General features: G+C 68.2%; 16 protein-coding genes. 5 read left to right on the top strand and 11 right to left on the bottom strand.

The window, feature by feature from the left end; translation table 11 throughout:
* Positions 1–19 precede the first annotated feature (19 nt).
* From ACQW02_RS22520 to ACQW02_RS22510, 3 genes are all read left to right on the top strand, one after another.
* On the top strand, positions 20–1,057 hold the full coding sequence (locus tag ACQW02_RS22520; RefSeq protein ID WP_431282148.1) for an aspartate-semialdehyde dehydrogenase: 1,038 nt from the start codon (positions 20–22) through the stop codon (positions 1,055–1,057).
* A gap of 106 nt (positions 1,058–1,163) precedes the next feature.
* Positions 1,164–2,057 carry a metal ABC transporter solute-binding protein, Zn/Mn family gene (locus ACQW02_RS22515; RefSeq protein ID WP_431282147.1) on the top strand — a complete coding sequence of 298 codons (894 nt, stop codon included), beginning with the start codon at positions 1,164–1,166 and terminating at the stop codon, positions 2,055–2,057.
* 130 nt (positions 2,058–2,187) lie between these two features.
* On the top strand, positions 2,188–2,346 hold the full coding sequence (locus tag ACQW02_RS22510; RefSeq protein ID WP_431282146.1) for a peptide chain release factor 1: 159 nt from the start codon (positions 2,188–2,190) through the stop codon (positions 2,344–2,346).
* 9 nt (positions 2,347–2,355) lie between these two features.
* Here the strand turns inward: ACQW02_RS22510 and ACQW02_RS22505 are convergent, their stop codons facing one another.
* The 6 genes from ACQW02_RS22505 to ACQW02_RS22480 all read right to left on the bottom strand — a co-directional run bounded on the left by ACQW02_RS22505 (position 2,356) and on the right by ACQW02_RS22480 (position 7,454).
* Complete coding sequence (locus ACQW02_RS22505) at positions 2,356–3,120, bottom strand: TlyA family RNA methyltransferase (RefSeq protein ID WP_431282145.1); 765 nt, start codon at positions 3,118–3,120, stop codon at positions 2,356–2,358.
* A gap of 5 nt (positions 3,121–3,125) precedes the next feature.
* Entirely contained in the window at positions 3,126–5,048 is a 1,923-nt protein-coding gene (dxs, locus tag ACQW02_RS22500; protein ID WP_431282144.1) for a 1-deoxy-D-xylulose-5-phosphate synthase, read from the bottom strand.
* Positions 5,045–5,956, bottom strand: a complete 912-nt coding sequence (locus ACQW02_RS22495) for a polyprenyl synthetase family protein (RefSeq protein WP_431282143.1) — start codon at positions 5,954–5,956, stop codon at positions 5,045–5,047. Before ACQW02_RS22495 ends, dxs begins: the two co-directional genes overlap by 4 nt.
* Entirely contained in the window at positions 5,956–6,192 is a 237-nt protein-coding gene (locus tag ACQW02_RS22490; RefSeq protein WP_431282142.1) for an exodeoxyribonuclease VII small subunit, read from the bottom strand. The genes ACQW02_RS22495 and ACQW02_RS22490 overlap by 1 nt, the downstream gene beginning before the upstream one ends.
* 87 nt (positions 6,193–6,279) lie before the next feature.
* Positions 6,280–7,215 carry a histone deacetylase family protein gene (locus ACQW02_RS22485; RefSeq protein ID WP_431282141.1) on the bottom strand — a complete coding sequence of 312 codons (936 nt, stop codon included), beginning with the start codon at positions 7,213–7,215 and terminating at the stop codon, positions 6,280–6,282.
* Entirely contained in the window at positions 7,212–7,454 is a 243-nt protein-coding gene (locus ACQW02_RS22480) for a sulfurtransferase TusA family protein (RefSeq protein WP_431282140.1), read from the bottom strand. The genes ACQW02_RS22485 and ACQW02_RS22480 overlap by 4 nt, the downstream gene beginning before the upstream one ends.
* A 77-nt stretch (positions 7,455–7,531) precedes the next feature.
* Between ACQW02_RS22480 and ACQW02_RS22475 the strand changes: the two genes are divergently transcribed.
* Positions 7,532–8,434, top strand: coding sequence for an ROK family protein (locus ACQW02_RS22475; protein WP_431282139.1), 903 nt, complete (start codon positions 7,532–7,534; stop codon positions 8,432–8,434).
* Here ACQW02_RS22475 and corA read toward each other — a convergent pair.
* The 5 genes from corA to ACQW02_RS22450 form a co-directional block, all read right to left on the bottom strand.
* Entirely contained in the window at positions 8,412–9,398 is a 987-nt protein-coding gene (gene corA / locus ACQW02_RS22470; protein WP_431282138.1) for a magnesium/cobalt transporter CorA, read from the bottom strand. The two genes, ACQW02_RS22475 and corA, sit on opposite strands and share 23 nt — an antisense overlap.
* Before the next feature lie 64 nt (positions 9,399–9,462).
* On the bottom strand, positions 9,463–10,158 hold the full coding sequence (gene mtnC / locus ACQW02_RS22465) for an acireductone synthase (RefSeq protein WP_431282137.1): 696 nt from the start codon (positions 10,156–10,158) through the stop codon (positions 9,463–9,465).
* Positions 10,155–10,694: a 1,2-dihydroxy-3-keto-5-methylthiopentene dioxygenase gene (locus ACQW02_RS22460; RefSeq protein ID WP_431282136.1), complete on the bottom strand. Its 540-nt coding sequence runs from the start codon at positions 10,692–10,694 to the stop codon at positions 10,155–10,157. Before ACQW02_RS22460 ends, mtnC begins: the two co-directional genes overlap by 4 nt.
* Positions 10,691–11,308: a methylthioribulose 1-phosphate dehydratase gene (locus ACQW02_RS22455; RefSeq protein ID WP_431282135.1), complete on the bottom strand. Its 618-nt coding sequence runs from the start codon at positions 11,306–11,308 to the stop codon at positions 10,691–10,693. Before ACQW02_RS22455 ends, ACQW02_RS22460 begins: the two co-directional genes overlap by 4 nt.
* 42 nt (positions 11,309–11,350) lie before the next feature.
* Positions 11,351–11,617 carry a twin-arginine translocase TatA/TatE family subunit gene (locus tag ACQW02_RS22450; RefSeq protein ID WP_431282134.1) on the bottom strand — a complete coding sequence of 89 codons (267 nt, stop codon included), beginning with the start codon at positions 11,615–11,617 and terminating at the stop codon, positions 11,351–11,353.
* A gap of 383 nt (positions 11,618–12,000) precedes the next feature.
* On the opposite strand from ACQW02_RS22450, the gene ACQW02_RS22445 reads away from it, so the two are divergent.
* Complete coding sequence (locus ACQW02_RS22445) at positions 12,001–12,969, top strand: TerC/Alx family metal homeostasis membrane protein (RefSeq protein WP_431282133.1); 969 nt, start codon at positions 12,001–12,003, stop codon at positions 12,967–12,969.
* The last annotated feature ends 21 nt before the right edge of the window (positions 12,970–12,990 follow it).

Raw genomic sequence — 12,990 nt, 5'->3', positions numbered from 1 at the left:
ACACGCAAGGAACAGGGTCATGGGTTACAGGATCGCAGTCATGGGCGCCACCGGGGCGGTCGGGCGCGAGACGCTGAAAACCCTGGCCGAGCGCGAGTTCCCCGCCAGCGAGGTCATTGCCCTGGCCTCCGCCCGTTCGGTCGGGCGTGAGATTTCCTACGGCGAGAAGACGGTCCTCAAGGTCCGCAACCTCGACACCTTCGATTTCACGGGCACCGACATCGTGTTCGGCGCGGCGGGGTCCTCCGTCTCGGCCATCCATGGGCCGCGCGCGGCCGCCGCCGGCGCCATCGTGATCGACAAGACCAGCCAGTTCCGCATGGAGCCCGACGTCCCCCTGGTGGTGCCGGAGGTGAACCCGCAGGCCCTGGCCCAGGTGCGCCGCCGCGGCATCATCGCGGTGCCCAATTGCTCGACCATCCAGATGGTCGTGGCGCTGAAGCCGCTGCATGAGATCGCCCGCATCAAGCGCGTCGTCGTCGCGACCTACCAGGCCGTGTCCGGCGCCGGGAAGGATGCGATGGACGAGTTGTTCAACCAGACGCGCGGCGTCTACGTGAACGATCCGCCGACGATCGAGCAGTTCACCAAGCCGATCGCGTTCAACTGCATCCCGCACATCGACAAGTTCCTGGACGATGGTTCGACCAAGGAAGAATGGAAGATGGCCGTGGAGACGCGGAAGATCCTCGATCCGGATATCCAGGTCATCGCGACCTGCGTCCGCGTCCCGGTCTTCATCGGCCATGCCGAGGCGATCCATGTCGAGTTCGAGACGCCGATCACCGAGAAGCAGGCCTGGGACGCCTGGCGCGCGCAGGAGGGCATCACCGTGCTCGACCACCGCGAAGACGGCGGCTACGCCACCCAGAGCGAGACGGCCGGCGAGGACCCCGTGTTCGTCTCCCGCCTGCGCCGCGACCCGACCGTGCCGCATGGCCTGGCCTTCTGGTGCGTCGCCGACAATCTGCGCAAGGGTGCTGCGTTGAACGCGGTGCAGATCGCCGAGACGTTGGTGGCGCAAGGCCTGATTGGAACCTGGAAGGCGGCGGCCTAAGCCGTCCATAAGGCGGCGCGCCATCGGCGCGCCGCCACGGACAGCCACGGGATGATGCTGTAAGCGCCGTCTGGACAGGCGCGTTGTGCAATAGTATATCATTCCAATGAATCGTCGTTCCCTGCTCCTCGCCCCGCTGCTCGCAGCCCCCGCCATCGCCCGGACGGCGCAAGGCCAGGCCGCCGCGCCCGTCGTCGCCTCCTTCAGCATTTTGGGCGACCTGCTGCGCCAGACGGGCGGCGAGGCGGTGGCGGTGCGCGCCATCGCCGGGCCGGATGCCGATGCCCATGTCTTCCAGCCGCGCCCGTCGGATGCCGGGTCGCTGCGCGGTGCCAAGATGCTGCTGCGCAATGGCTTGGGCTTCGACCCCTGGTTCGACCGCCTCGCCCGCGGGGCCGCGCCGACCGTGCCCATGGTCACCGCCGCCGAGGGCCTGCCGCGCCGCATGATGCCCGGTCACGCCCATGGTGGTGCCGCACCACGTGAGGTCGCGGACCCCCATGCCTGGCAGGATGTGACGGCCGCTGCACATTACGTCCGCAACATCGCCGCCGGGCTGGCCGCGGCCGGGATCACGGCATCGGGAGCAGAACCCTATCTGGCACGTCTGGCCGCCCTGGATGCCTGGGTCCGGGCGGAGATCGCGCGGGTTCCGGCGGCGCGGCGGGTGGTCGTGACCAGCCATGACGCCTTCGGCTGGTTCGCCGCCGCCTATGGCGTGCGCTTCCTGGCCCCGCAGGGGGTTTCGACCGATGCCCAGGCCAGCGCCGCCCAGGTCGCCCGCCTGATTCGCCAGTTGCGGCAGGACAACATCACCGCGGTCTTCATCGAGAACATGAGCCAGCCCGCCACCTTGCAACGCCTGGCCACGGAGGCCGGGGTGCGCGTGCAGGGGCGGTTGTTCGCCGATGCCCTGTCGCCCCCGGATGGACCGGCCCCGAGTTATGAGGCGATGATGCGGCACAATGTCGGGCTTATGGTCCCCGCGATGCTGGGCTGATCCGCCGCCGGCGCATCTCACGCACGCGGGTGTGATCGCACCCCTGGTGCCGGGATGGCCTAAACAGACTGACCTTTGGGGTCACCGACGACGGCCTGCCTTGAGGGGATCACGTCTGGAGTGACAGGCCATGAATCAACAGGAGCGCGATCGAAAGATCGCTGAATTGGAGACCCTGTTGAACGACCCCGCGATCCGTATGGATCCCGAACGCATCTGGTCGCTGCTGGCCGAGGTTTCGGGCGGGCTTGGCCCGGCGCCGCCGGTGAAGCGGCCGGCCCAGGGTTAGGCTGAAGGGTTAGTTCGTTTCGTCCCGCTGCGCCGCGATCAGGAATTCGCGGTTGCCTTCCGGTCCCAGGATGGGGCTCGGCTCGATCCCCAACACCGTCCAGCCGGGCAGCGCCGACCACCAGCCGCGCACCCGATCACAGACTTCTTGGTGGATCGCGGGGTCGCGCACCACCCCGCCCTTGCCGACCTGGCCGCGCCCGGCCTCGAACTGCGGCTTGATCAGCGCCACCGCCCAGGCCCCCGGCGCGCAGAGCGACAGCGGTGCCGGCAGCACCGTCCCCAATCCGATGAAGGACGCGTCGCAGACCAGCGCGCCGGCGGGTACGGGCACCTGTTCGGCGCTCAGGTGGCGGGCATTGACCCGTTCCAGCACGGTCACGCGCGGGTCGTTGCGCAGGTTCCAGGCCAGTTGCCCGTGGCCCACATCCACCGCGATGACCCCGGCGGCCCCGCGCGTCAAAAGAACGTCGGTAAAACCGCCGGTCGAGGCGCCGATGTCAAGGCAAAGCCGCCCGGTCGGGTCCAGGCCGAAATGCGTCAGCGCATGGTCCAGCTTCAACCCGCCCCGGCTGACCCAGGGGTGGTCCTGGCCGCGCAGGTCCAGCGGTTGGTCGGGGCGGATCAGGTCGCCGGGTTTGTTGATGCGGGCTTCGCCGGAAAACACCTTGCCCGCCAGGATATAGGCCTGGGCGCGGGTGCGGCTTTCGGCGAGGCCGCGTTCGACCAGCGCCAGGTCGGCGCGTAGCCGCTTGGCGGGCACGGCGCCTTCCATGGCGGTCAGGCCCGTGCCGGCAGCGCCCGCGCGTCGGTCCCGAGGGCGGCGAGCGTCGCGGCCACGATCTGCGGCGCGTTCAGCCCCGCCTCGTCATACTGGCGGCGAGGGGTGTCGTGGTCGATCAACCGGTCCGGCAGGGTCAGGGTGCGGATCTTCAGCCCCCGGTCCAACAGCCCGCGCGAGGCCAGATGGTGCAACACCAGGGCGCCGAAGCCGCCGATGGAGCCTTCCTCGACCGTCAGCAGCACTTCGTGATCGCGGGCCAGGCGTTCGATCAGGTTGGTATCGAGCGGCTTGGCGAAACGGGCGTCCACGACGGTGCAGGACAGGCCATGGGTGGCCAGGTCCTCGGCCGCCAGCAGGCATTCGGCCAGGCGCGTGCCGTAGGACAGGAGCGCGACGGAGGTGCCTTCGCGCAGCACCCGGCCGCGTCCGATCTCCAGCACCGTGCCGCGTTCGGGAATGGCCAGGCCCGTGCTGTCGCCGCGTGGGAAGCGCAGGCCGATGGGGCCACCGTCGAAGGCGGCGGCGGTGGCGACCATATGGGTCAGTTCCACCTCATCGGACGGCGCCATCAGGGTCATGCCCGGCAGGCAGCCCAGGAAGGCGATGTCATAGGCGCCCGCATGGGTCGCGCCATCGGCCCCGACCAGTCCCGCGCGATCCATCGCGAAACGCACCGGCAGGTTCTGCAAGGCGACGTCATGCACGACCTGGTCGTAGCCGCGTTGCAGGAAGGTCGAATAGATCGCGACGAAGGGTTTTAGGCCCTCGGTTGCCATGCCGGCAGCAAACGTAACTGCGTGCTGTTCGGCGATGCCGACATCGAAGCAGCGGGTCGGGAATTTTTTGGCGAAGGCATCCAGGCCGGTGCCGTTCGGCATGGCGGCGGTGACGGCGACGATGCGGTCGTCGAGAGCGGCCTCGGTGATCAGGGCCTGGGAAAACACCTTGGTATAGGCGGGCGGGCCGGGTGGGGCCTTCTGCTGTTCGCCGGTGATGACGTTGAATTTTTGCACGCCGTGGTATTTGTCGGCCGAAGCCTCGGCCGGCGCGTAGCCGCGGCCCTTTTGCGTGACGGCATGCAGCAGGATCGGCCGCGCATCCTCGGCATCGCGCAGGTTGCGCAGGATCGGCAGCAGATGGTCGAGTTCGTGACCGTCGACCGGGCCGACGTAGTAAAAGCCCAATTCCTCGAACAACGTGCCGCCGGTCAGCAATCCGCGGGCGTATTCATCGGCCCGGCGCGCGGCGCGTTCCAAGGGCGCCGGGAAGCGGCGGGCGACCTTGGCCATCACTTCCCGCAGCGACAGGAAGGGGCGGGAGGAGATCAGCCGCGACAGATAGGCCGATAGCGCGCCCACGGGCGGTGCGATCGACATGTCGTTGTCGTTCAGGATGACGATCAGCCGCGCCTTCTGGCTGCCGGCGTTGTTCATCGCCTCATAGGCCATGCCGGCGCTCATCGCGCCGTCGCCGATCACCGCGATCACATGGCGATGGTCGCCCTTGAGGTCGCGCGCCACGGCCATGCCGAGCCCGGCGGAGATTGAGGTCGATGAATGCGCCGCGCCGAAGGGGTCGTATTCGCTTTCCGACCTGCGGGTGAACCCCGACAGCCCGCCCGCCTGGCGCAGGGTGCGGATGCGGTCCCGCCGCCCGGTCAGGATCTTGTGCGGATAGGCCTGGTGCCCGACGTCCCAGATCAGCCGATCATTCGGCGTTTCGAACACGGCATGGATCGCGACCGTCAATTCCACCACACCCAACGAGGCGCCCAGGTGACCGCCGGTTGTGGAGACCGTGTGGATCGTTTCCGCCCGGAGTTCATCGGCCAGTTGCTTCAACTGATCGGGCGAGAAATTCCGCAGGTCCGAAGGGATCTGGACGCGATCGAGGAGCGGGGTCGCGGGGCGAGCGGTCATGACCGGCGGCCAAGCACGTACTGGGCGAGCATCCTTAAATTATCGCCACGTTCGCCGAAACTGTCCAGATGCCTGATCGCCTGGTCCACCAGGCGCTCCGCCTGGGCGCGGGCGCGGTCGGGGCCGAGCAGCCCGACCAGGGTCGCCTTGCCCTGCGCCGCGTCCTTGGATGTGCGCTTGCCGGCTTCCTCGGGGGTGGCCGTCAGGTCCAGCAGGTCGTCGGCGATCTGGAAGGCGGCGCCTACGTCGCGGCCGAACAGGGCCAGCGCGTGGCGCTGGGCGCTGGGGGCCTTGCCGAGCAGGGCCCCGGCCTCGGCCGAGAATTCGATCAGCCGGCCGGTCTTCATCATCTGCAACCGGCCGACCTGGGCCTCGGTCAGCGGGCCGCCGGCGGTTTCCGACAGGATGTCCAGCATCTGGCCGCCGCACATGCCCCGCGCCCCGGCCGAACGGGCCAGGCAGCGCACCAGTTCGGCGCGCACGGAGGGGTCGGAATGGGTGTCTTCCTCGGCCAGGATCTGGAAGGCCAGGGCTTGCAGCGCGTCGCCGGCCAGGATCGCCGTCGCCTCGTCGAAGGCGACATGGCAGGTCGGCTTGCCGCGGCGCAGGTCGTCGTCATCCATCGCCGGCAGGTCGTCATGCACCAGCGAATAGGCGTGCAGCATCTCGATCGCCGCCGCGACCCGCAGGGCGGATTCGCGGGCGACGCCGAATTGCTCGGCACCCTCCAGCACCAAAAAGCCGCGCATCCGCTTGCCGCCGCCCATCGCGGCATGGCGCATGGCGGCGTAGAGGCGGGCCTCGTCGCCCTCCTCGATCGGCAGCAGCGCATCCAGCGCGCCCTCGATCTCGGCGCGGGCCAGGGTGAGGGCGGCGTTCAGCGCGGTGTCGTCCAGCGTGTCGGGCATCACGCGAGGTCCCGCACGCCGGCGGCTTCGCCATCGGGGCCGAGGGTGATGGCCTGGACCTTGGCCTCGGCATCGGCCAGCAGGCGTTCGCAATGCCGGCGCAGCGCGTCGCCGCGCTCATAGGCGCCGATCGCCTCGGCGAGCGCGCCTTGGCCGCCCTCCAGGCCCTTCACGATCTTTTCCAACTCGGCCAGCGCGGCTTCGAAGGACAAGTCGGCAATCTCGGCATCGGCCATGCCTGGCGGCTCCTGTGGTGTCGGGTCCCGACCCGGCGTGGGCAATCGATAGGGTCCGGACGCAACCTCGCCCCCAAGTGGGGCGGTTCAGGCTTCCATCAACGCCCGGACATGCGCCGCCGACGAGGCGGCCAGCGCGGTGAGGTCGTAGCCGCCTTCGAGCATGGAGACCACCCGTCCCCGCGCCGACCCGGCCTGCGCCAGGTGGCACAACTCGGTGGTGATCCAGGTGTAGTCAACCTCCCGCAACCGGCATTGCGCCAGGGGATCGGCCGCATGGGCGTCGAAGCCGGCCGAGATGATCAGCAATTCGGGGTCGAAGGCGGCCAGGGCGGGCAGCAGGTCATCCTCCCAGACCGCACGGAATGCCGCCCCATTGGCGCCGGGATGCAGCGGGCCATTGGCGATGTTGTTGAACCGGCCGCGTTCGGCGGCCGCCCCGGTGCCGGGATAGAGCGGCATCTGGTGCGAGGAGGCGAGGAACAGCCCCGGCTTGTCCCAGAACGCCGCCTGGGTGCCATTGCCGTGGTGGACATCGAAATCTGCGACCGCGACGCGGGCCAGGCCATGCGCGACCTGGGCATGGCGCGCGGCGATCGCGGCGTTGGAAAACAGGCAAAACCCCATCGGCGCGTCGGGTTCGGCATGATGCCCCGGCGGGCGCACGGCGCAGAAGGCGCGCAGCACCTCACCCCGGCAGACGGCGTCCACCGCGGCGATGCCGGCGCCGGCGGCGCGCAGGGCGGCCTCGGCGCTGCCGGCACACATCACCGTGTCGGCGTCCAGCGCCACGCGGGCGTCGCCTTCGGGGCGCACCGCCAAAATGGCGTCGACATGGCTTTCGGGGTGGATCAGGCACAATTGTTCACGCGTCGCGCGCGGGGCTTGGTCGCGGTGGAGCATCATGAACTCCTCCGCCTCCAGCGCGCGCAGCACGGCGCGCAGGCGGTCGGGGCATTCGGGATGCTCGTCGCCCATGTCGTGGTCGAGGCACGCCCGGTGGGTCAGCAGCAGGACGGTCATGTGGTCGGCGCATCCTCACGCCGGCGCAGGGTGAAGCGCCAGGCGCCTTTCTGTTCGCTGACCGAGACCAGCGCGTGGCCGGTTTCCTTGGCATAGGCGTGGAAATCGGCGACCGAGGCGGGGTCGGTCGCGATCACCGTCAGCCTGGCGCCCGGGGGCATGCCGCGCAGGGCCTTGTTGGCCTTCAGGACGGGCAGCGGGCAGGTCAGCCCGCTCAGGTCGATGGTTGTCTCGGACATGAGATGACTCCACCACTCCAGAGGGCCGCCCGCAAGCCGGGGTTGCCTGCGCGTGGCTGGCCCCGCAGGCTTGGGACATGAGAATTGGCATCGACCTGGGCGGCACCAAGACGGAAATCGTGGCGCTCGGCGCCGATGGGCGTGCGCTGCTGCGCCGGCGGGTGCCGACGCCCTCGGGCGATTACGCGGCCATCGTGGAGGCGATCGCAGGCCTGGTCGCGGCGGCCGAGGCCGAGACCGGCACAAGCGGCACTGTCGGCATCGGCATCCCGGGCAGCCCGTCGCCGGCGACCGGGCTGATCCGCAACGCCAATACCCAGGCGCTGAACGGCCGCGCCTTTGGCACCGACCTGTCGGCCCGCCTGGGGCGTGAGGTCCGCATCGCCAACGACGCCAATTGCCTGGCGCTGTCCGAGGCGGCCGATGGCGCCGGCGCCGGGTTCGGTACCGTTTTTGCTGTCATCCTGGGCACTGGGGTCGGTGGCGGGATCGTCGTCAATGGGCGCGTGCTGGAAGGGTTGAACGGCATCGCCGGCGAATGGGGCCATACGCCGCTGCCCTGGATGACGCCCGGCGAATACCCCGGGCCGCGCTGCTGGTGCGGCCGCGCCGGCTGCACCGAGACCTTCCTGCCAGGCCCCGCGCTGGCCGCCGATGCGGGGACGGCGACGGGGCATGAGGCGGTGTCGCGCGCCAAGGCTGGCGATCCCCGCGCCACGGCGGCCATCGCCCGCCACGCCGACCGGCTGGCGCGGGCGCTGGCGATGATCGCCAATATCCTGGACCCCGATTGCATCGTGCTGGCGGGCGGGTTGTCGAACCTGCCGCATCTGTATGAGCAGGTGCCGGGGCTGATGGCGCCCTGGATCTTTGGCGATGTGAAGCAGGTGGTGCTGCGGCCCGCGCAGCATGGCGACAGTTCGGGCGTGCTGGGGGCGGCGCGCTTGTGGGACGACGCTACAACCACCCCTTCCGCTTGAAATACAGCAGCGGCAGGATCGCCGTGCAGAGCATGACGCCCAGCGCCACGGGGTAGCCGAAGCTCCAGTCCAGTTCCGGCATGGACCGAAAATTCATGCCGTAGATGCTGGCGACCAGGGTCGGCGGCATCAGTGCGACCGAGGCCACCGTGAAGGTCTTGATGATCGCGTTCTGCTCGACATTGATGATGCCGAGCACGGCATCGAGCAAAAACCCTGCCTTGGCGTTCAGGACATTGGCGTGTTCGACCAGGCTTCGCACGTCGCGCACCAGCGTCTTGATCAGCGGCTGGTTTTCCTTGCGCACGGCGGTCGCCTTTTCCGCGCCGACGAAGGTCAGGATCCGGTTCAGGCCGAGCAGGGTTTCCGAGGCACGGGTCGTGACTTCCCCCACTTCACCCAGGACGATCAGCGCGTTCTTCAATTCCCGGTCGCGCACGGAGGCTTTCATCTCACCACGCGCGGTGCGGAAGGCGGCCTTGCTGGCGCGGTCCATGTCGGCGCCGATCCGTTCCAGGATATCGGCGAGCCGGTCCACGACCTGTTCGAACAGATGCAGCATCACCGCATCGGGGCAGCTCAGCAGCGTCTGCGGCTGGCGCGTCAGCCGCGCGATGAAGGAGGGGAAGGCTTTTGGCGTCGCATAGCGCACCGTGACCAGGGCGCTGCTGGCGAGCACGAAGGAAATCGCGGTCGAGCCATATTCGCCGCTTTCCACGCCGTAGAGGAAGTTGGCGGTGAGAAAGAGCGTGTCTTCTTCCCGATACAGGCGGGAGCTGCTCTCGATCTCCTGCATTTCCTCGCGCGTCGGGATTTCCAGGCGCAACGCCTCCTGCACCGCGCGTTCTTCTTCCAATGTCGGGTTCAACAGGTCGAGCCAGACGGCGCGCGACAAGACGTCGGTCGGCTGGACCCCCAGCCGTGTGACGACGATGCCGTTTTCCAGCGTGTAGGTGGTCAGCATCGTGGGCTCCCGTGGCTCGGGGGGTCGGGTGGCGGGCGCACCCTACGCGGTCGGTGGGGCCGAGTCAGCCCGGGCGCGGCAGCCCGAATGCCGCGGCGACGGCCGGGAAATCGACGGCTTCCGGATGCGTGCTGCCTGGCAGGGTGCCATCACCGGGGCGCACCAGGCGGCAGGTTTGCAGGCCGGCGGTGCGGGCGGCGTCGCATTCCTCGGCGATGTCGGACAGGAACAGGACTTCCTGCGCCGGCAGGTTCAAACCCGCGGCGATGCTGCGGTAGGAGGCCGGGTCGCGCTTCGGCCCGACCGCCGTGTCGAAGAAGCCCCCAAACAGCCCCGCCAAATCGCCCGCGACAGAATGGCCGAACAGCAGCTTTTGGGCACGGGTCGAGCCCGAGGAATAGACGTAGAGCCGCAATCCGGCCGAGGACCAGGCGCGCAAACACGCCGCCACATCGGGCCAGAGGTGGCCCTGGAGGCGGCCGTCTTTGAACCCCGCCTCCCAGATCATGCCCTGGAGGGTTTTCAGCGGCGTGACCTTGGCATCCGCCGCCATCCAGCCGCGCAGGGCGGCCGCCGGATCCTGGCCGGGGGCCAGGGCGCGCACGTCATCGACCAGTGCCGCCACCGCCGGGTCCTTGGCGTGATCCGCCAGGAAATTGTCGAGTGCGGCCTCCGCGAAGGGGAACAGGGTGTCCTTCACGAAGGCGATGGCGCTGGTGGTGCCCTCGATATCGACCAGGATCGCGGTTGGGCGCGTCACTGCGTGTCGGCGGGGAAGCGCTTGGCCATGTCCGTGCCCGTGTAATGCGGCGTCCAGCCGCTTGTGTCGGTGAAGACACGCAGGGCGGTGAAATTCGGTGCCTCACCCGCATCGAACCAATGCTTGTAGTCGGCCGGCACGCTGATCAGGTCGCCCGCGGTGCAATGCGCGTCATAGACGCGGCCATTGGCGTGGATGACGAAATTCCCCGAACCTTCATGGAAGAAGCGGATCTCGTCCTCGGTATGGATGTGCTCGTCCAGGAATTTCTGGCGCAGCGCATCCTTCATCGGATGATCGGGGGTCAGGCGGATGACATCGCTGCTGCCGGCGGCGGTGCCGTCCATGAAGGCATCCAGGCGCGGGCGATAGGCCGCCAGCACATCCTCCGCCGAGGCGCCCGGCGGCAGCGGGGCGATGTCCCAGCGTTCGAAGCGGACATTGATATCGGCCAGGATGCGGGCGATGTCGGCCGCGTCCTCGGTGGTGGTTTCGACGCTGGTGTCGCCAGCGTTCCAGACGGTCAGGCGGCTCACGGGATCCTCCTTGTGGCGAGTTCGCAGGCGAGCATGAATTCCAGCGCCTCGAACCGCGCCAGGGCGGCGGGCATGCTGTCGGCCCAGATATAGGATCCGTGGCCGCGGATCAGATACCCCGGCGGGGCCGCACCGCCCATGTCGCGCCAGCGGGTCTCCACCACGCGCTGCATGCGGGCGATGTCCTGGTCATTGTCCACCACGGGCACCGCGACGCGGGCTTCGTGGGTGGCCAGACCCGGAAACGCCTTCAACAATTCATAATTTTCCAGGATCAGATCATCGCCGGCGGCGCACGACAGCACCGTATTGGCAATGGAATGGCCGTGCAGCACGGCACCGGTTTCCGGAAAGCGGCGATAGATGCCGCAATGCAGGCCGGTTTCGGCCGATGGCCAAAGGGCTGCGTCTTCCGGCCGACCGTCCAGGTCCACGACCATCAGGGCCGCAGGGGTCAGGAAGCCCTTATGGAAGCCGGATCGCGTGACGGCGATCCGGTCCGCGCCCAGGCGCATGGAAAAATTGCCGGCCGTGGCCGGAACCCAGCCACGCGCATCCAACCGGCGCCCTGCGGCGCAAATGGCTGCCGCGATGCCGCCGGGAATGGGCGTCATGACGAAAACCCGATCTCCAGCCCCAAGCGGGGCTGGATCGGATCAGGCGGCCGGGCGGCTCGACGCGGCCGGCTGGGCGGTCGTCGCCTGGGCCGTCGCACCGGCGGGGCCGGGGATGCTGCCGGCCGGCGGCGTCGCCGGGGCCTGCGCCTCCATCGAGGCGTCCTTTTCGTCTTCCTTCATGTTTGCCTTGAAGGATTTGATACCCTTGGCCAGATCGCCCATCAGGCCGCTGATCTTGCCGCTGCCGAACAGCAGCAACACGACCATCAGCACGATCAGCCAATGCCAGATGCTGAAGGAACCCATCGTCGCGCCCCGATTTTTACGCGGCGGGCGCTTCTGCCCTGGCCGCTGTGTGTGACTTCCCGGGTATCTAAGCGTTCATCCGGCCGGGCGCAAACCGCCCCGCCCACGCACCGCCCGGTTCGGCCCGTGGACGCCTGACATGGTCGCACGCCCCGCCCGACTCAAGCGGCGCGGGGCAATGTTCCGCCAGGCAATTTCCCACTTGCCACCTGTCCGAAAGATTACTAGATGGACACCTGATCCGGGCCCCTCTGGCGCCGGCATCCCCCAGGAGCGATCCCCAGGGGGTGCCCGCGTGATGTCGGATCGCCATCCGTTGGGTGGCCGAGAGCGGGGGCCCGAAGTCTGTCGCCCACTCCGGCCGTATGGGGAGATTTTTGGGCGTGGAAGCGAACATCTGGTTTTGGGTGATTTTCAACGGCGGCGTGCTGCTGCTGCTGCTGTTCGACCTTGGGCTTTTTTCGAAGAAGGGGCCGGACGGCCAGCCGGTCGCCGTGCCGGTCACGACGGCGCTGATCAAATCGGCGGCCTATGTCGGGCTGGCGCTGCTATTCTTCGTGTATCTGCGCATGACCTATGGCGCGACCGAGGAGATACGGCATACCCGCAGCCTTGAATTCCTGACCGGCTACGTCATCGAATGGGCGCTGTCGGTCGACAATATCTTCATCTTCGTCCTGATCTTCGCCAAGTTCGGCGTGCCCCCGGCCTATCAGCATCGCGTGCTGTTCTGGGGCATCCTGGGTGCGCTGGTGATGCGCGGCGTGATGATCGTGGTCGGCACATCGCTGATCCGCGAGTTCGACTGGATCATGATCCTCTTCGGCGCCTTCCTGATCTACAGCGGCTGGAAGATGCTGCGCAGCGTGGGTGAGGAGGACGGCGACCCGACCCAGAACCCGCTGATGCTGTGGATGCGCCGCAAACTGCCGGTGACCAGCGATTTCCGGGGCAGCGCCTTCACCTGGCGTGAGAATGGCAAGTGGATGCTGACGCCGCTCGCCCTGGTGCTGGTGCTGGTCGAGTTGACCGACCTGGTCTTTGCGTTGGACAGCATTCCCGCGATTTTCGCCGTCACCGACGACGCCTTCATCGTCTACACGGCCAATGTCTTTGCCATCCTGGGCCTGCGGGCGATGTACTTTGCCTTGGCCGGGATCATCCACCGCTTCAAGTATCTGAAGCATGGGCTGTCGATCGTGCTGATGATCGTGGGCGCGAAGATGCTCGCCAACTGGTTCGCGGGTGGCAAGGCGGTACCGGTGGAATACGCGCTGGTGGTGACCTTCGGCATCATCGCGGGGTCGATCGCGCTGTCGCTCTACAAGACGCGCGGCCAGCCGGCGCATTGAGCATTTTCAAGTCAGGTGCCT

The organism is Humitalea sp. 24SJ18S-53 (genome assembly GCF_050632385.1).
In the GTDB taxonomy this organism is placed as follows: Bacteria; Pseudomonadota; Alphaproteobacteria; order Acetobacterales; family Acetobacteraceae; genus Humitalea.
This window is presented reverse-complemented; position numbering and strand designations above follow the sequence as displayed.